Here is a 16,113-nt window from a genome sequence, read left to right on the forward strand (position 1 = left end):
GGAGACGCCATGAAAGAAAAGCCCTCTGTTGAGGTCCGACTGGATAAATGGCTGTGGGCCGCACGCTTTTATAAAACCCGTGCATTGGCCCGCGAAATGGTTGAAGGCGGTAAGGTGCACTATAACGGGCAGCGCAGCAAGCCGGGCAAGATTGTCGAGCTGAATGCGACGCTGACCCTGCGCCAGGGCAACGACGAGCGGACGGTAATCATTAAAGGCATTACCGAGCAACGCCGTCCGGCAAGCGAAGCCGTTACGCTGTATGAAGAAACAGCGGAGAGCGTGGAAAAACGCGAAAAAATGGCGCAGGCACGCAAACTTAACGCATTAACCATGCCGCACCCGGACAGGCGACCGGATAAAAAAGAGCGCCGCGACCTGTTACGATTTAAACACGGCGACAGTGAGTGACTGTCACCCGCAAGAGAGATGATTATGCCGCAACATGACCAATTACATCGTTATCTGTTTGAAAACTTTGCCGTGCGCGGCGAACTGGTGACCGTATCGGAAACCCTGCAACAGATCCTCGAAAACCACGCCTATCCGCAGCCGGTAAAAACCGTGCTGGCCGAGCTGCTGGTCGCCACCAGCCTGCTGACCGCCACGCTGAAATTTGCCGGTGACATTACCGTGCAGCTACAGGGCGACGGCCCGCTGAGCCTGGCGGTGATCAACGGCAATAACAACCAGCAGATGCGCGGCGTCGCTCGCGTACAGGGCGAAGTGCCGGAAAACGCGGATCTGAAAACGCTGGTGGGCAACGGCTATCTGGTGATCACCATTACGCCGGAAGAAGGCGAGCGTTATCAGGGCGTGGTCGGTCTGGAAGGCGACACGCTGGCGGCGTGCCTGGAAGATTACTTCCTGCGTTCCGAACAGCTGCCGACACGCCTGTTCATCCGCACTGGCGAGGTGGAAGGCAAACCGGCGGCGGGCGGAATGCTGCTACAGGTAATGCCCGCGCAGAACGCGCAGGCGGACGACTTCGATCACCTGGCGACGCTGACCGGAACCATCAAAACCGAAGAGTTGCTGACCCTTCCGGCTAACGATGTGTTGTGGCGTTTGTACCATGAAGAAGAGGTCACGCTCTACGACCCGCAGGATGTTGAGTTCAAGTGTACCTGTTCTCGTGAACGCTGTGCGGGCGCGCTGAAAACGCTACCGGATGAAGAAGTGGACAGCATCCTGGCGGAAGAAGGCGAGATCGATATGCACTGCGATTACTGCGGCAGCCACTATCTGTTCAACGCGATGGACATTGCGGAAATCCGCAACAATGCCTCCCCTGCCGACCCGCAGGTGCATTAATCACCGGTAAAAAGCCTGATGGCGAATCGCTCATCAGGCTTACTCATTTACAGGTCGGATAAGACGCATCCGCGTCGTCATCCGGCCTGCTCCGCAAAATTCCGCACTTTTTGTTCATTTTTTCCTTCGTGGTGAATCGATATTTTATATGTAAGGGTTTCGTAAATTTCTTACATGAATGCGATTACACTCACAACATTCCCGCAGAATACACTCATTTTTAACGTTTTAAGAACATTTTCCACAACAAAAAAGGGTTCTCTGCCATAATAAGCGCCGCTTCGTGACAGGAGTCACAGCGTTTTCGGTCAATCGTGATTTTGTCCAGATACGTAAATCTATGAGCCTCGTCGCGGTTAACAAACCCTAAAAAACCCTACAATTTCAGGTAATACATATTGGCTAAGGAGTAGTGACATGCGCGTTAACAGCTTAACCCCGCAAGATCTCAAGGCTTATGGTATCAATGACGTTCAGGATATCGTTTACAACCCCAGCTACGACCTGCTGTACCAGGAGGAACTCGATCCTACTCTGGAAGGTTACGAGCGCGGCGTATTAACGAATCTGGGCGCCGTTGCCGTTGATACTGGTATCTTTACCGGACGTTCGCCGAAGGATAAATACATTGTCCGTGACGACACCACGCGTGACACGCTCTGGTGGTCCGACAAAGGCAAAGGCAAGAACGACAACAAACCGCTGTCCCAGGAAACCTGGCAGCACCTGAAAGGGCTGGTAACTCAGCAACTCTCCGGCAAACGCCTGTTCATCGTTGACGCCTTCTGCGGCGCTAACGCGGATACCCGTCTCTCCGTTCGCTTCATCACGGAAGTCGCCTGGCAGGCGCATTTTGTCAAAAACATGTTCATCCGTCCTGCGGACGAAGAACTGGTGGATTTCAAACCAGATTTTATCGTGATGAACGGCGCGAAATGCACCAACCCGCAGTGGAAGGAACAGGGGCTGAACTCTGAAAACTTCGTGGCCTTCAACCTGACTGAACGCATTCAGTTAATTGGCGGCACCTGGTACGGCGGCGAAATGAAAAAAGGGATGTTCTCCGTCATGAACTACCTGCTGCCGCTGAAAGGCATTGCTTCCATGCACTGCTCCGCCAACGTGGGTGAGAAAGGCGACGTCGCGGTCTTCTTCGGGCTTTCCGGCACCGGGAAAACCACCCTCTCCACCGACCCGAAACGCCGTCTGATCGGCGATGACGAACACGGCTGGGATGACGACGGTGTGTTTAACTTTGAAGGCGGCTGCTACGCGAAAACCATCAAGCTGTCTAAAGAAGCCGAACCGGAAATCTACAACGCTATCCGTCGCGATGCGCTGCTGGAAAACGTCACCGTTCGCGAAGATGGCTCCATCGATTTCGACGATGGTTCCAAAACCGAGAACACCCGCGTCTCCTACCCGATTTATCACATCGATAACATCGTTAAGCCAGTATCAAAAGCGGGTCATGCAACCAAAGTCATCTTCCTGACTGCCGACGCTTTCGGCGTGCTGCCGCCGGTTTCTCGCCTGACGGCTGACCAGACGCAGTACCACTTCCTGTCTGGCTTTACCGCTAAACTGGCCGGTACTGAGCGCGGCGTTACCGAACCGACGCCAACCTTCTCTGCCTGCTTCGGCGCGGCGTTCCTGTCGCTGCACCCGACGCAGTACGCTGAAGTGCTGGTCAAACGCATGCAGGCATCCGGCGCGCAGGCGTATCTGGTAAACACCGGCTGGAACGGCACGGGCAAACGTATCTCCATCAAAGATACGCGCGCGATTATCGACGCCATCCTGAACGGCTCTCTGGATAATGCGGAAACCTTTAATCTGCCGATGTTTGACCTGGCGATCCCGACCGAGCTGCCGGGCGTAGAGACTCGTATTCTTGACCCGCGTAACACCTACGCGTCACCGGAACAGTGGCAGGAAAAAGCCACCGCGCTGGCGAAACTGTTTGTCGAGAATTTCGAGAAATACACCGATACCCCAGCCGGTGAAGCGCTGGTCAGCGCCGGGCCGAAGCTGTAAAAAAACACGCCGGATGGCGGCTGCGCCTTATCCGGCCTACAGAGCACACGCTGTTGTAGGCCCGGTAAGCGTAGCGCCACCGGGCGCAATGCCGGATGGCGGCTGCGCCTTATCCGGCCTACGGAGCATACGTTATTGTAGGCCCGGTAAGCGTAGCGCCACCGGGCGCTGAGAAACAAAAAGGGAGGCATTTCGCCTCCCTTTTCTTATACGTCTTTCGTCGAACCCGGTACGCGAGCGACCGGAATCGGCAGCCAGGCGCGAATAGAAAGCCCACCGCGCTCACTGGAGCCAATCTCCAGCATACCGTTATGGTTATCCACAATACGCTGCACAATCGCCAGACCCAACCCGGTGCCGCTGGTGCTGCGCGCGCTGTCGCCACGCACAAACGGCTGGAACAGGTGCTTACGCTGTTCCGGCTTAATGCCCGGCCCATCGTCCTCAACCTGGAACCAGGCGCGATGCGGTTCCGTACCGCTGCTGACCTTGATCCAGCCATTGCCATAACGGGCGGCATTGACCACCATATTGGCGATCGCGCGTTTAATCGACAACGGATGCATTTTCACCTGAATACTGCCCGGTTGCAGCGCGGTATCAATTTCCCGCTCGTAGCCGCTTTCCGCCGCAATAACCTCACCCAACACGGCATTCAGATCGGCCATCTCCATTGGCATTTCCTGACCGGTACGCAGGTAATCGATGAATTGTTCGATAATGGCGTTGCACTCTTCTATGTCCTTATTAATGGACTCCGCGAGATAGCCGTCCTCTTCACCCATCATTTCGGTAGCCAGGCGGATACGCGTCAACGGTGTGCGCAAATCGTGGCTCACGCCCGCCATCAGCAAGGTACGGTCATCAGCCAGTTGCTTCACGCCCGCCGCCATATGGTTGAAGGCGCGGGTTACAGAGCGCACCTCCGACGCGCCATACTCGCGCAGCGGCGGTGGAATCATGCCTTTCCCCACCTGCAACGCGGCATGTTCAAGATCGACCAGCGGTCGGTTCTGGATACGAATAAACAACCATGCGCCGCCTATCGCCAGCAGCATAATCGCCAGCGTATAGCGGAACAGCGGGGAGAAATCGCCCTGATGGATTTCCGTCAGCGGCACGCGCACCCAGATATTGGGCGACAGCCAGGTTTTCAGCCAGACCACCGGCGAGCTTTTGTTGACCTCAACGCGTACTTCCGTCGGGCCGCCCAGCTGCTGCGCCATCTGATGGCTTAAGAATTCATAGTGTTGCGCCCAACGCAGCCCGGCCTCTTCGGCAGCCTCGTTGGAATAGAGAGAAATTCCCAGCTCACGATAGATTTCCCGGCGGAACGCAGGCGGCACCACCAGTTGCGTGCCGTCCTCCAGTTGCAGCTTGTCGGTCATCAGCATACGAACTTCGTAGGCCAGAACCTTATTAAACTGCTGGAGGCTCGGCAGAATCGCAAAGTTCAGCACCACCAGATAAGTCGTCACCAGGCTGACGAACAGCAAGGTGACGATGAGCAGTAGCGTGCGGGCAAATGAACTTCGCGGTGAGAAGCGCATTCGCCTCATGCTTTAGAACCGTCCGGTACAAAGACGTAGCCCAGGCCCCAGACGGTCTGAATGTAACGCGGATGCGCCGGATCTTCTTCCACCATGCGGCGTAGACGGGAGATCTGCACGTCGATGGAGCGTTCCATCGCAGAGTATTCACGACCGCGCGCCAGGTTCATCAGCTTATCGCGGGAGAGCGGTTCGCGCGGGTGGCTGACCAGCGCTTTCAGTACCGCAAATTCACCGCTGGTGAGCGGCATCGGTTCGTCTTCGCGGAACATTTCGCGGGTGCCGAGGTTCAGCTTGAACTTACCGAAAGCGATTACCGCTTCTTCCTGCGAAGGCGCGCCCGGCAGTTCGTTCGCCTGACGGCGCAGCACAGCGCGAATACGCGCCAGCAGTTCACGCGGGTTGAACGGCTTCGGAATGTAGTCGTCAGCACCGATCTCCAGACCCACAATGCGGTCCACTTCTTCGCCCTTCGCCGTCACCATGATGATCGGCATAGGGTTGCTCTGGCTGCGCAGACGGCGGCAAATTGACAGGCCATCTTCGCCAGGCAGCATGAGGTCCAGTACCATAAGATGGAAGGACTCACGGGTCAGCAGACGATCCATTTGCTCGGCGTTTGCCACGCTTCGAACCTGGAAGCCCTGCTCGGTCAGATAACGTTCCAGTAGCGCGCGCAGGCGCATATCGTCATCCACCACCAGAATCTTATAATTCTCTTGCATTGTTTTACTCCCAAAGGTTCGCAACAATTGAATGTGTGTATTCTTAAAAAAGCTTACGTTCGTCACCAGCGAATTCTGGTATAAATTCCAGGCTAAATTGTTACAAAGCATATTTAACAGCAGCTTAAGTATACAATTAATCTTGCGACACATTATTTATTCTGCTGCGGCGATCACGTAATACGTATTGTGCGCATCGCCAAATAGTCAAAGGTAAATCAACGAGATGAAAACGCCCCTGATTACCCGGGAAGGGTACGAAAAACTCAAACACGAGCTGAATTATCTCTGGCGGGAAGAGCGCCCGGAAGTCACCAAAAAAGTGACCTGGGCTGCGAGTCTTGGGGACCGCAGCGAAAATGCCGACTATCAGTATAATAAAAAGCGCCTGCGTGAGATCGACCGTCGTGTTCGTTATCTGACCAAATGCATGGAAAACCTGAAAATCGTCGATTATTCCCCGCAGCAGGAAGGCAAAGTGTTCTTCGGCGCGTGGGTGGAGATCGAAAACGATGAGGGCGATATCCGCCGCTTTCGCATCGTCGGCTACGATGAAATTTTCGGTCGTAAGGATTACATCTCCATCGACTCGCCTATGGCGCGGGCGTTGCTGAAAAAAGAAGTGGGCGATCTCGCGGTAGTACACACGCCCGCCGGCGAGGCCAGCTGGTACGTTAATGAGATCGAATACGTAAAATAGCGCCGGAACAATCCGAAGCCCCCGCTGATGACTGGCAATTTTGCCAGTCAATCCGTATAACTATCCCCTGATTTTTTACTCAGATGAAACTAAATCCATGATGAATGATTCTTTCTGCCGCATTATCGCGGGTGAAATTCAGGCACGCGCCGAACAGGTAGACGCTGCCGTTCGCCTGCTTGACGAAGGGAACACCGTGCCGTTTATCGCACGTTATCGTAAGGAGATCACCGGCGGGCTGGATGACACGCAGTTGCGTAATCTGGAGACCCGTCTGGGATATCTGCGTGAACTGGAAGACAGACGTCAGGCCATTCTCAAGTCCATTTCCGAGCAAGGCAAGCTGACCGATGAGCTGGCTAACGCCATCAACGGCACGTTAAGTAAGACCGAACTCGAAGACCTCTACCTGCCCTACAAACCCAAGCGTCGCACGCGCGGGCAAATCGCCATCGAAGCCGGACTTGAACCGCTGGCTGATCTGCTGTGGACAGACCCTTCCCACCCCCCGGAAACGGAAGCGGCAAAATACATCGACGCTGACAACGGCGTGGCGGATGCCAAAGCAGCCCTTGATGGCGCGCGCTATATCCTGATGGAGCGTTTTGCCGAAGACGCGGCGCTGCTGGCGAAAGTGCGCGATTATCTGTGGAAGAACGCCCATCTGGTCGCGACCGTCGTAAGCGGCAAAGAGGAGGAAGGGGCGAAATTCCGTGACTATTTCGATCATCACGAACCGATCGCCAGCGTCCCTTCACACCGTGCGCTGGCGATGTTCCGTGGCCGCAACGAAGGCGTGCTGCAACTGTCGCTGAATGCCGACCCGCAATTCGATGAGCCGCCCAAAGAGAGCCACTGCGAGCAGATCATCCAGGATCACCTCGGCCTGCGTCTGAACAACGCTCCGGCGGATAGCTGGCGCAAAGGCGTGGTGAGCTGGACATGGCGTATAAAAGTCCTGATGCATCTCGAAACCGAACTGATGGGCACCGTGCGTGAACGCGCGGAAGATGAAGCCATTAACGTCTTTGCCCGCAACCTCCACGATCTGCTGATGGCGGCGCCTGCTGGCCTGCGCGCGACTATGGGTCTCGATCCGGGTCTGCGTACCGGCGTGAAGGTTGCCGTAGTGGACGGCACCGGTAAACTGGTCGCCACCGACACCATTTATCCACATACCGGTCAGGCGGCTAAAGCTGCGGTGGCGGTTGCCGCGCTGTGCGAAAAACACAACGTTGAGCTGGTGGCGATTGGTAACGGCACGGCGTCGCGCGAAACCGAGCGCTTCTTCCTCGACGTGCAGAAACAGTTCCCGAAAGTGACGGCGCAGAAAGTGATCGTCAGCGAAGCCGGAGCATCGGTGTATTCCGCTTCCGAGCTGGCGGCGCTGGAGTTCCCGGATCTGGACGTTTCGCTGCGCGGCGCAGTCTCTATCGCCCGTCGTCTGCAAGACCCGCTGGCGGAGCTGGTGAAAATCGATCCGAAATCCATCGGCGTCGGCCAGTATCAGCACGACGTCAGCCAGACCCAGCTTGCCCGTAAGCTGGATGCCGTTGTGGAAGACTGCGTAAACGCCGTCGGCGTCGATCTCAATACCGCGTCCGTACCGTTGCTGACCCGCGTGGCAGGCTTAACGCGCATGATGGCGCAGAATATCGTCGCCTGGCGTGATGAAAACGGTCAGTTCCAGAACCGCCAGCAGTTGCTGAAAGTGAGCCGTCTGGGGCCGAAAGCCTTTGAACAGTGCGCGGGCTTCCTGCGCATCAACCACGGCGATAACCCGCTGGATGCCTCTACCGTTCACCCGGAAGCCTACCCGGTGGTCGAGCGTATTCTTGCCGCCACCCAACAGGCGCTGAAAGCGCTGATGGGCAACAGCAGCGAGCTACGCAATTTGAAAGCGGTGGATTTCACCGACGACAAATTCGGCGTGCCAACCGTTACCGACATCATCAAAGAGCTGGAAAAACCGGGCCGCGACCCGCGTCCAGAGTTCAAAACCGCGCAGTTTGCTGATGGCGTAGAAACCATGAACGATCTGCAACCGGGCATGATTCTGGAAGGCGCCGTAACCAACGTCACCAACTTTGGCGCGTTTGTGGATATTGGCGTACATCAGGACGGTCTGGTGCACATCTCTTCCCTGTCGAATAAGTTCGTCGAAGATCCACACACCGTGGTGAAAGCGGGCGACATCGTGAAGGTGAAAGTGCTGGAGGTTGACCTGCAACGTAAGCGCATCGCGCTGACCATGCGTCTGGACGAGCAGCCGGGTGAAACCAACGCCCGTCGCGGCGGCGGCAACGATCGCGCCCAGGGCAACCGCCCGGCGGCAAAAGCGGCGAAGCCGCGTGGTCGTGACGCGCAACCTGCGGGCAACAGCGCCATGATGGACGCGCTGGCGGCCGCAATGGGTAAAAAACGCTAATCAAGCCTTATGCTTGTAGGCCGGATGAGGTATCTATACCGCCATCCGGCCGTTATATTTGAAATTAACAATTAAATCTTACGAATTAAATTGCTTAATTCATTACCCGCCTGTTGCCAGCACTGGTAATTATCAATTCATTAACAGATGAAACCTTAATTAAACATTAGCAACGCTGAATAATGTTTAAATCAACACGTTCTTTTTAAGACGAATAAATGTTGAGCCATGTCAAAACTGACTCAATTTATTATCCATTTCTACATTCCGTCACATTTTAATCATTGATGATAAAAACCATTCTCATTATCATTGTCTTGTTGATTATTTAATCTTTCTTTCGTTGGCTAATCATCTGGTCTTATGCTGCCTTCTGAGCGCGCATGAGGTATACGTCCAGTTAGCGAGAAACAAGTAGGCCCCCTATGCAATTCATTCCAGACACGGCGTGGAAAATTACCGGCTTTTCCCATGAAATCAGCCCGGCATACCGTCAGAAGCTGCTTTCACTCGGCATGTTGCCAGGTTCTTCATTTAACGTAGTGCGCGTCGCCCCATTAGGCGATCCTATTCATATCGAAACTCGCCGCGTGAGCCTGGTATTACGTAAGAAAGATCTGGCGTTATTAGAAGTGGAAGCGGTTTCCTGTTAATTCGGTGAGTCTATAAAAATGAAAAAATTAACCATTGGTTTAATTGGTAATCCAAATTCCGGCAAGACAACATTATTTAACCAGCTCACCGGCGCGCGTCAGCGTGTGGGGAACTGGGCGGGTGTTACCGTTGAACGCAAAGAAGGTCAGTTCGCAACAACCGACCATCAGGTCACGCTGGTCGATTTACCCGGCACCTATTCACTGACCACCATTTCGTCACAAACTTCCCTCGATGAACAAATCGCCTGCCATTACATTCTGAGCGGCGACGCAGACCTGCTGATCAACGTGGTGGATGCCTCTAACCTTGAGCGCAACCTCTACCTGACGCTGCAACTGCTTGAGCTGGGCATTCCTTGCATTGTGGCGCTCAACATGCTCGACATCGCGGAGAAACAGCAGGTTCGCATTGATATCGACGCGCTGTCCGCACGCCTTGGTTGCCCGGTTGTGCCGTTGGTTTCCACACGCGGCCGTGGGATTGAAGCACTGAAACTGGCTATCGATCGCTATAAAGAAAACGAAAACGTTGAGCTGGTACATTATGCCCGGCCGTTGCTGCGCGAGGCCGAATCGCTGGCCGATGTCATGGCGGCGGATATGCCAGCGCAACAGCGCCGCTGGCTAGGCTTGCAGATGCTGGAAGGCGATATCTACAGCCGCGTTTACGCCGGTAATGCCGCGCAAAACCTTGAGGCGTCGCTCACTCGCCTGAGCAAAGAGATGGATGACCCGGCGCTGCACATCGCCGATGCGCGTTATCAGTGCATCGCCGCGATTTGCGACGTGGTCAGCAACACCCTGACGGCGAAACCCAGCCGTTTCACCGCAGCGGTAGATAAGGTCATCCTGAACCGTTTCCTCGGGTTGCCGATTTTCCTGTTCGTCATGTACCTGATGTTCCTGCTCGCCATTAACATTGGCGGCGCGCTGCAACCGCTGTTCGACGTGGGTTCCGTGGCGCTCTTTATTCACGGCATTCAGTGGATCGGCTACACGCTGCACTTCCCGGACTGGCTCACCATTTTCCTCGCGCAAGGGCTGGGCGGCGGTATCAATACCGTTCTGCCGCTGGTGCCGCAGATCGGCATGATGTACCTGTTTCTCTCTTTCCTAGAGGACTCCGGCTACATGGCGCGCGCGGCGTTCGTTATGGACCGTCTGATGCAGGCACTAGGGCTGCCGGGTAAATCGTTCGTGCCGCTGATTGTCGGCTTTGGCTGTAACGTCCCGTCCGTGATGGGCGCCCGTACCCTGGACGCGCCGCGTGAACGCCTGATGACTATTATGATGGCGCCGTTTATGTCCTGCGGCGCACGTCTGGCGATTTTCGCCGTGTTTGCCGCCGCGTTCTTTGGGCAAAACGGCGCGCTGGCGGTTTTCTCGCTGTATGTACTGGGTATCGTGATGGCGGTACTGACCGGCCTGATGCTTAAACACACGATTATGCGCGGCGAAGCCTCTCCGTTCGTGATGGAACTGCCGGTCTACCATGTGCCGCACATCAAAAGCCTGGTGATCCAGACCTGGCAACGCCTGAAAGGCTTTGTGCTGCGTGCCGGTAAGGTCATCATCATCGTCAGTATTTTCCTCAGCGCGTTTAACAGCTTCTCCCTGAGCGGAAAAATCGTCGATAACATCAACGACTCTGCGCTCGCGTCCATCAGCCGCGTGATTACGCCTGTCTTTAAACCGATTGGCGTTCATGAAGATAACTGGCAGGCGACCGTTGGCCTGTTCACCGGCGCAATGGCGAAAGAGGTGGTGGTAGGGACGCTGAACACCCTCTATACCGCTGAAAATATTCAGGAAGAAGAGTTTAACCCGGCTGACTTCCATCTCGGCGACGAGCTGCTGGGCGCGGTCGATGAAACCTGGCAAAGCCTGAAAGACACCTTCAGCCTTAGCGTACTGGCTAACCCAATCGAAGCCAGCAAAGGCGACGGTGAAATGGCGACCGGGGCGATGGGCGTGATGGACGCGAAGTTTGGCAGCGCCGCTGCCGCATACAGCTATCTGATTTTCGTTCTGCTGTATGTACCGTGCATCTCGGTGATGGGGGCTATCGCGCGTGAATCCAGCCGCGGCTGGATGAGCTTCTCGATTCTGTGGGGGCTGAATATCGCCTACTCGCTGTCTACCCTGTTCTATCAGGTTGCAAGCTTTAGCCAGCATCCGACCTATAGCCTGGTCTGCATTCTGGCGGTCATCCTGTTTAACATCGTGGTGCTGGGGCTGTTACGGCGCGCTCGCAGCCGGGTGGATATCGAACTGCTGGCGACGCGTAAAACGGCCAGCGCCTGCTGCGCAAGCCCTGCCGGTAACTGTCACTAAGGTTGAGAACAATGGCGTCACTTATTCAGGTTCGTGATTTACTGGCTTTGCAGGGGCGTATGGAGGCAATGCAGATCAGCCGCACGCTGCATACGCCGCAGCCGATGATCGACGCGATGCTGAATCAGCTGGAGAATATGGGCAGGGCCGTGCGGATTCAGGAAGATCCCGACGGCTGTCTGTCCGGTAGCTGCAAAAGCTGCCCGGAAGGAAAAGCCTGTCTCCGGGAGTGGTGGACGTTGCGTTAACGTTCTGCCGGATGGCGAACGGTAGCTAACCTGTAGGCCGGATAAGGCGTTTACGCCGCTATCCGGCACTGCATAGACAATAATTATATCTTCTGCTTTAACGCCATCAACGCCTGACAAAATTCGCCGGGATGCGAAATAAACGGCGCATGGGCGGCCTTTGCAAACACCTGCGATTCACTCTCCGGCCATGCGGCATCCAGCATCGGCACGACTTTGCGCGGCACCAGACCATCCAGATAACCATACAGACGCAGGAACGGCATGGTCAGCGATTTAAGCGGCTCGCGCAGGTCGGCCGTTTTCAATATCTCCAGCCCACCGTTCAGTACCGCAACCTCCGGCATCGGCAACGCCAGCACGGCACTTTTCAGCGTGCGGGCATCCTGACGCGCGGTTTCGGTGCCTAACGTTTGCAGCGCCAGAAAACGTTCCACCGTACGCTGGAAATCTTCACTGAGCTGCTGTTGAAATCCCGCCAGGATATCCGGCTTAATACCCGGCCACGCTTCGCGAGCGCTAAAACAGGGCGATGATGCGACGGTCACCAGCGCCTGAACGCGTTCAGGATGGGTTAACGCCACCTGGCTCGCCACCAGCCCTCCCAGACTCCAGCCAAGCCAGACGGCTTTATCAGGCGCCTGTTTCAGCACATGCTCCGCCATCTGCTCCAGCGACATCGCGCCAAAACCCTGGCTGCGGCCAAATCCGGGTAAATCGACAAGATGCAGCGTGAAATGCGCGCTGAGTTCCTCACGAATGCAATTCCACACTTCCGCATTCAGTCCCCATCCGTGCAGCAGCACAAGATGGCAATTTCCCTGACCTTCAGTCTGCCACCAGATGTCATTCATCAGTTACTGTTCTCTTTTGGCTAACAAGGATGAACATATGCTAACAGTACCGGGATTATGCTGGCTATGCCGAATGCCGCTGGCGTTGAGTCACTGGGGGATTTGTTCGGTTTGCACGAGAGCGGCGCGTCGCCGCGTCAGTCTGTGCCCGCAGTGTGGATTACCCGCTGCGCACGCCGCCATTCCCTGCGGGCGTTGTCTGCAAAAACCCCCGCCGTGGCAGCGTCTGGTGACGGTCAGCGACTACGTACCGCCGCTGAGTTTACTTATCCACCAGCTAAAATTCTCTCGCCGCAGCGACGTCGCCGCCGCCCTTTCACGCCTGCTGTTGCTGGAAGTCTTACACGCGCACCGCGCATCGACGCTTCCACTACCGGATCGCTTAGTCAGCGTGCCGCTCTGGCAGCGCCGTCACTGGCGCAGGGGATTTAACCAAAGCGATCTGCTGTGTCGCCCCCTGGCGCGCTGGCTGGGCTGCGGCTGGGACAGCCGAAGCGTCACGCGCCTTCGCGCCACCGCCACTCAGCACCATCTCAGTGCCCGATTGCGCAAACATAACCTGAAAAATGCGTTTCGCCTTGAATTGCCGGTACAGGGACTCCATATGGTCATTGTGGATGATGTCGTCACTACCGGAAGTACCGTCGCGGAGATCGCGCAGCTGCTTTTGCGCAACGGCGCGGCGACTGTCCAGGTATGGTGCCTGTGTCGAACCTTGTAGAGCCTCGATGATGGGCGTATTATAACCAAGTAAAATAGTCAACTATTAGGCCATTACTATGATCCATATTTCCGATGCTGCACAAGCGCACTTTGCCAAACTGCTGGCAAATCAGGAAGAAGGGACACAAATCCGCGTATTTGTGATCAATCCCGGTACGCCTAACGCTGAATGCGGCGTTTCTTATTGTCCGCCGGACGCCGTGGAAGCAAGCGACACTGCCCTGAAATTTGACCTGCTGACCGCTTATGTTGATGAACTGAGCGCGCCGTATCTGGAAGATGCCGAGATCGATTTCGTCACCGATCAGCTGGGTTCTCAGTTGACGCTGAAAGCGCCAAACGCCAAAATGCGTAAGGTTGCTGATGATGCGCCGCTGATGGAACGTGTGGAGTACATGCTGCAATCGCAGATCAACCCGCAGCTTGCCGGTCACGGCGGTCGCGTCTCTCTGATGGAGATCACCGACGAAGGCTACGCCATTTTGCAGTTTGGCGGCGGCTGTAACGGTTGCTCGATGGTCGATGTGACCCTGAAAGAAGGGATCGAGAAGCAGCTACTGAATGAATTCCCTGAGCTGAAAGGCGTTCGCGATCTGACCGAACACCAGCGCGGCGAGCATTCTTACTACTAAGATTCTGCCCGGTGGCGCGTCGCTTACCGGGCCTACAATGTATATCCCGTAGGCCGGATAAGGCGTTTACGCCGCCATCCGGCGTTTTGCCCGGTGGCGCGTCGCTTACCGGGCCTACAATGCATATCCCGTAGGCCGGATAAGGCATTTACGCCGCCATCCGGCGTTTTGCCCGGTGGCGCGTCGCTTACCGGGCCTGCAATGTATATCCCGTAGGCCGGATAAGGCGTTTACGCCGTCATCCGGCGTGATGATATCTTCCGCTTTTCCCCTCCGATAACATGACCTGCCTCTCATAATTTAAATTTTGCCTGCCAGGGTGATTCTCAATCGCTATATGTTACCCGTATCATTCATATGGGCACCAAACATCCCCATAACAGCTGACTAAACCAGATAGTGTTAAAGTCAATCAGTGTTGGTGCCGTTACGCTTCTGTTCCCGGTTGGGGCAAGCGCAATTTTTCGTCGACACACCGACGTTACCCATAACAAATGAAAGGCCAGGTAAATCATGCCATTAGTCATCGTCGCTATCGGTGTAATTTTGTTATTACTCCTGATGATCCGCTTCAAAATGAACGGTTTCATCGCTCTCGTCCTGGTGGCACTTGCTGTTGGATTGATGCAAGGAATGCCGCTGGATAAAGTCATTGGCTCTATTAAAGCTGGTGTTGGTGGTACTCTTGGTAGCCTCGCCCTGATTATGGGTTTCGGCGCCATGCTGGGCAAAATGCTGGCAGACTGCGGCGGCGCACAGCGCATCGCGACCACGCTGATTGCCAAATTTGGTAAAAAACACATCCAGTGGGCAGTGGTATTAACCGGCTTTACGGTAGGTTTCGCACTGTTCTATGAAGTGGGCTTCGTGCTGATGCTGCCGCTGGTATTCACCATCGCAGCGGCGGCCAGCATTCCTTTGCTGTATGTCGGCGTACCGATGGCGGCAGCGCTGTCCGTTACCCACGGCTTCCTGCCTCCGCACCCGGGCCCGACCGCTATCGCCACGATCTTCCACGCCGATATGGGTAAAACCCTGCTGTTCGGTACGATTCTGGCTATCCCGACCGTAATTCTCGCAGGCCCGGTATTTGCCCGCTTCCTGAAAGGCATCGATAAGCCGATCCCGGAAGGTCTGTACAGCGCAAAAAACTTTACTGAAGAAGAGATGCCTGGCTTTGGCGTCAGCGTCTGGACTTCTCTGGTGCCGGTTATTTTAATGGCCATGCGCGCCGTTGCAGAAATGGTGCTGCCAAAAGGTCATGCCTTCCTGCCGGTTGCTGAGTTCTTTGGCGACCCGGTAATGGCAACGCTGATTGCGGTACTGATTGCGATGTTTACGTTCGGTCTGAACCGTGGCCGCTCAATGGATCAGATTAACGACACGCTGGGTTCCTCAATCAAAATCATCGCGATGATGCTGCTGATCATCGGCGGCGGCGGCGCATTCAAGCAGGTACTGGTTGATAGCGGCGTAGACAAATACATCGCGTCCATGATGAACGAAACCAACGTTTCTCCGCTGTTCATGGCGTGGTCCATCGCAGCCGTACTGCGTATCGCGCTCGGTTCTGCCACCGTGGCCGCAATTACCGCGGGTGGTATCGTGGCGCCGCTGATTGCGACGACGGGCGTAAGCCCTGAGCTGATGGTTATCGCCGTCGGTTCCGGTAGCGTCATTTTCTCTCACGTAAACGATCCAGGCTTCTGGCTGTTCAAAGAGTATTTCAACCTGACCATCGGCGAAACCATCAAGTCCTGGTCAATGCTGGAAACCATTATCTCCGTCTGCGGCCTGATTGGGTGTCTGCTGCTGGGAATGGTGGTGTAACCGAGACGATTTGTAGGCCGGATAAGGCAAAGCCGCCATCCGGCAATGTGCGCCAGAATCGCCTGATGGCGCAGCGCTTATC

The 16,113-nt window shown here is 55.5% G+C and carries 14 protein-coding genes; 11 read left to right on the forward strand and 3 right to left on the reverse strand.

Annotated features, from left to right (window positions below):
• Positions 1-9 precede the first annotated feature (9 nt).
• The 3 genes from hslR to pckA all read left to right on the forward strand — a co-directional run bounded on the left by hslR (position 10) and on the right by pckA (position 3,351).
• Positions 10-411, forward strand: coding sequence for a ribosome-associated heat shock protein Hsp15 (gene hslR, locus OGV50_RS19235; protein WP_049012025.1), 402 nt, complete (start codon positions 10-12; stop codon positions 409-411).
• 24 nt (positions 412-435) lie between these two features.
• Positions 436-1,314, forward strand: a complete 879-nt coding sequence (hslO, locus tag OGV50_RS19240; protein ID WP_024131015.1) for an Hsp33 family molecular chaperone HslO — start codon at positions 436-438, stop codon at positions 1,312-1,314.
• Between the two features lie 417 nt (positions 1,315-1,731).
• Positions 1,732-3,351, forward strand: coding sequence for a phosphoenolpyruvate carboxykinase (ATP) (gene pckA / locus OGV50_RS19245; RefSeq protein WP_012135511.1), 1,620 nt, complete (start codon positions 1,732-1,734; stop codon positions 3,349-3,351).
• A 206-nt stretch (positions 3,352-3,557) separates the two neighbouring features.
• On the opposite strand, the gene envZ is transcribed toward pckA, so the two are convergent.
• Together envZ and ompR are read right to left on the reverse strand one after the other, a co-directional pair.
• Positions 3,558-4,910, reverse strand: coding sequence for a two-component system sensor histidine kinase EnvZ (envZ, locus tag OGV50_RS19250; RefSeq protein ID WP_200093167.1), 1,353 nt, complete (start codon positions 4,908-4,910; stop codon positions 3,558-3,560).
• The gene (gene ompR, locus OGV50_RS19255; RefSeq protein WP_001157751.1) at positions 4,907-5,626 is read right to left on the reverse strand and encodes an osmolarity response regulator transcription factor OmpR; all 720 of its coding nucleotides are present in this window, start codon (positions 5,624-5,626) and stop codon (positions 4,907-4,909) included. The genes envZ and ompR overlap by 4 nt, the downstream gene beginning before the upstream one ends.
• A 226-nt stretch (positions 5,627-5,852) precedes the next feature.
• Between ompR and greB the strand changes: the two genes are divergently transcribed.
• The 5 genes from greB to feoC all read left to right on the forward strand — a co-directional run bounded on the left by greB (position 5,853) and on the right by feoC (position 11,992).
• Positions 5,853-6,326, forward strand: coding sequence for a transcription elongation factor GreB (greB, locus tag OGV50_RS19260; RefSeq protein WP_012135514.1), 474 nt, complete (start codon positions 5,853-5,855; stop codon positions 6,324-6,326).
• 97 nt (positions 6,327-6,423) lie between these two features.
• A complete protein-coding gene (locus OGV50_RS19265; RefSeq protein ID WP_200093165.1) occupies positions 6,424-8,754 on the forward strand; it encodes a Tex family protein in 2,331 nt (776 codons plus the stop codon).
• A 425-nt stretch (positions 8,755-9,179) separates the two neighbouring features.
• On the forward strand, positions 9,180-9,407 hold the full coding sequence (feoA, locus tag OGV50_RS19270; RefSeq protein WP_012135516.1) for a ferrous iron transporter A: 228 nt from the start codon (positions 9,180-9,182) through the stop codon (positions 9,405-9,407).
• Positions 9,408-9,425: 18 nt separating this feature from the next.
• Positions 9,426-11,744 carry a Fe(2+) transporter permease subunit FeoB gene (feoB, locus tag OGV50_RS19275; RefSeq protein ID WP_286488714.1) on the forward strand — a complete coding sequence of 773 codons (2,319 nt, stop codon included), beginning with the start codon at positions 9,426-9,428 and terminating at the stop codon, positions 11,742-11,744.
• 11 nt (positions 11,745-11,755) lie between these two features.
• Positions 11,756-11,992 carry a [Fe-S]-dependent transcriptional repressor FeoC gene (gene feoC / locus OGV50_RS19280; protein ID WP_012135518.1) on the forward strand — a complete coding sequence of 79 codons (237 nt, stop codon included), beginning with the start codon at positions 11,756-11,758 and terminating at the stop codon, positions 11,990-11,992.
• 83 nt (positions 11,993-12,075) lie between these two features.
• On the opposite strand, the gene bioH is transcribed toward feoC, so the two are convergent.
• Positions 12,076-12,846 carry a pimeloyl-ACP methyl ester esterase BioH gene (gene bioH / locus OGV50_RS19285; protein WP_047460677.1) on the reverse strand — a complete coding sequence of 257 codons (771 nt, stop codon included), beginning with the start codon at positions 12,844-12,846 and terminating at the stop codon, positions 12,076-12,078.
• 37 nt (positions 12,847-12,883) lie between these two features.
• On the opposite strand from bioH, the gene gntX reads away from it, so the two are divergent.
• From gntX to gntT, 3 genes are all read left to right on the forward strand, one after another.
• Complete coding sequence (gene gntX / locus OGV50_RS19290) at positions 12,884-13,567, forward strand: DNA utilization protein GntX (RefSeq protein ID WP_024131016.1); 684 nt, start codon at positions 12,884-12,886, stop codon at positions 13,565-13,567.
• 58 nt (positions 13,568-13,625) lie between these two features.
• Positions 13,626-14,201 carry a Fe-S biogenesis protein NfuA gene (nfuA, locus tag OGV50_RS19295; RefSeq protein ID WP_012135521.1) on the forward strand — a complete coding sequence of 192 codons (576 nt, stop codon included), beginning with the start codon at positions 13,626-13,628 and terminating at the stop codon, positions 14,199-14,201.
• Positions 14,202-14,714: 513 nt separating this feature from the next.
• Positions 14,715-16,031: a gluconate transporter gene (gene gntT, locus OGV50_RS19300; protein ID WP_012135522.1), complete on the forward strand. Its 1,317-nt coding sequence runs from the start codon at positions 14,715-14,717 to the stop codon at positions 16,029-16,031.
• The last annotated feature ends 82 nt before the right edge of the window (positions 16,032-16,113 follow it).

This window comes from Citrobacter sp. CK180 (genome assembly GCF_030333655.1).
Lineage (GTDB): Bacteria > Pseudomonadota > Gammaproteobacteria > Enterobacterales > Enterobacteriaceae > Citrobacter_B > Citrobacter_B koseri.

Excerpts from the sequence above, each read along its gene's own strand:
- hslR (WP_049012025.1), top strand. The coding sequence starts at position 10 with ATGAAAGAAAAGCCCTCTGTTGAGGTCCGACTGGATAAATGGCTGTGG.
- hslO (WP_024131015.1), top strand. The coding sequence starts at position 436 with ATGCCGCAACATGACCAATTACATCGTTATCTGTTTGAAAACTTTGCC.
- pckA (WP_012135511.1), top strand. The coding sequence starts at position 1,732 with ATGCGCGTTAACAGCTTAACCCCGCAAGATCTCAAGGCTTATGGTATC.
- envZ (WP_200093167.1), bottom strand. The coding sequence starts at position 4,910 with ATGAGGCGAATGCGCTTCTCACCGCGAAGTTCATTTGCCCGCACGCTA.
- ompR (WP_001157751.1), bottom strand. The coding sequence starts at position 5,626 with ATGCAAGAGAATTATAAGATTCTGGTGGTGGATGACGATATGCGCCTG.
- greB (WP_012135514.1), top strand. The coding sequence starts at position 5,853 with ATGAAAACGCCCCTGATTACCCGGGAAGGGTACGAAAAACTCAAACAC.
- OGV50_RS19265 (WP_200093165.1), top strand. The coding sequence starts at position 6,424 with ATGATGAATGATTCTTTCTGCCGCATTATCGCGGGTGAAATTCAGGCA.
- feoA (WP_012135516.1), top strand. The coding sequence starts at position 9,180 with ATGCAATTCATTCCAGACACGGCGTGGAAAATTACCGGCTTTTCCCAT.
- feoB (WP_286488714.1), top strand. The coding sequence starts at position 9,426 with ATGAAAAAATTAACCATTGGTTTAATTGGTAATCCAAATTCCGGCAAG.
- feoC (WP_012135518.1), top strand. The coding sequence starts at position 11,756 with ATGGCGTCACTTATTCAGGTTCGTGATTTACTGGCTTTGCAGGGGCGT.
- bioH (WP_047460677.1), bottom strand. The coding sequence starts at position 12,846 with ATGAATGACATCTGGTGGCAGACTGAAGGTCAGGGAAATTGCCATCTT.
- gntX (WP_024131016.1), top strand. The coding sequence starts at position 12,884 with ATGCTAACAGTACCGGGATTATGCTGGCTATGCCGAATGCCGCTGGCG.
- nfuA (WP_012135521.1), top strand. The coding sequence starts at position 13,626 with ATGATCCATATTTCCGATGCTGCACAAGCGCACTTTGCCAAACTGCTG.
- gntT (WP_012135522.1), top strand. The coding sequence starts at position 14,715 with ATGCCATTAGTCATCGTCGCTATCGGTGTAATTTTGTTATTACTCCTG.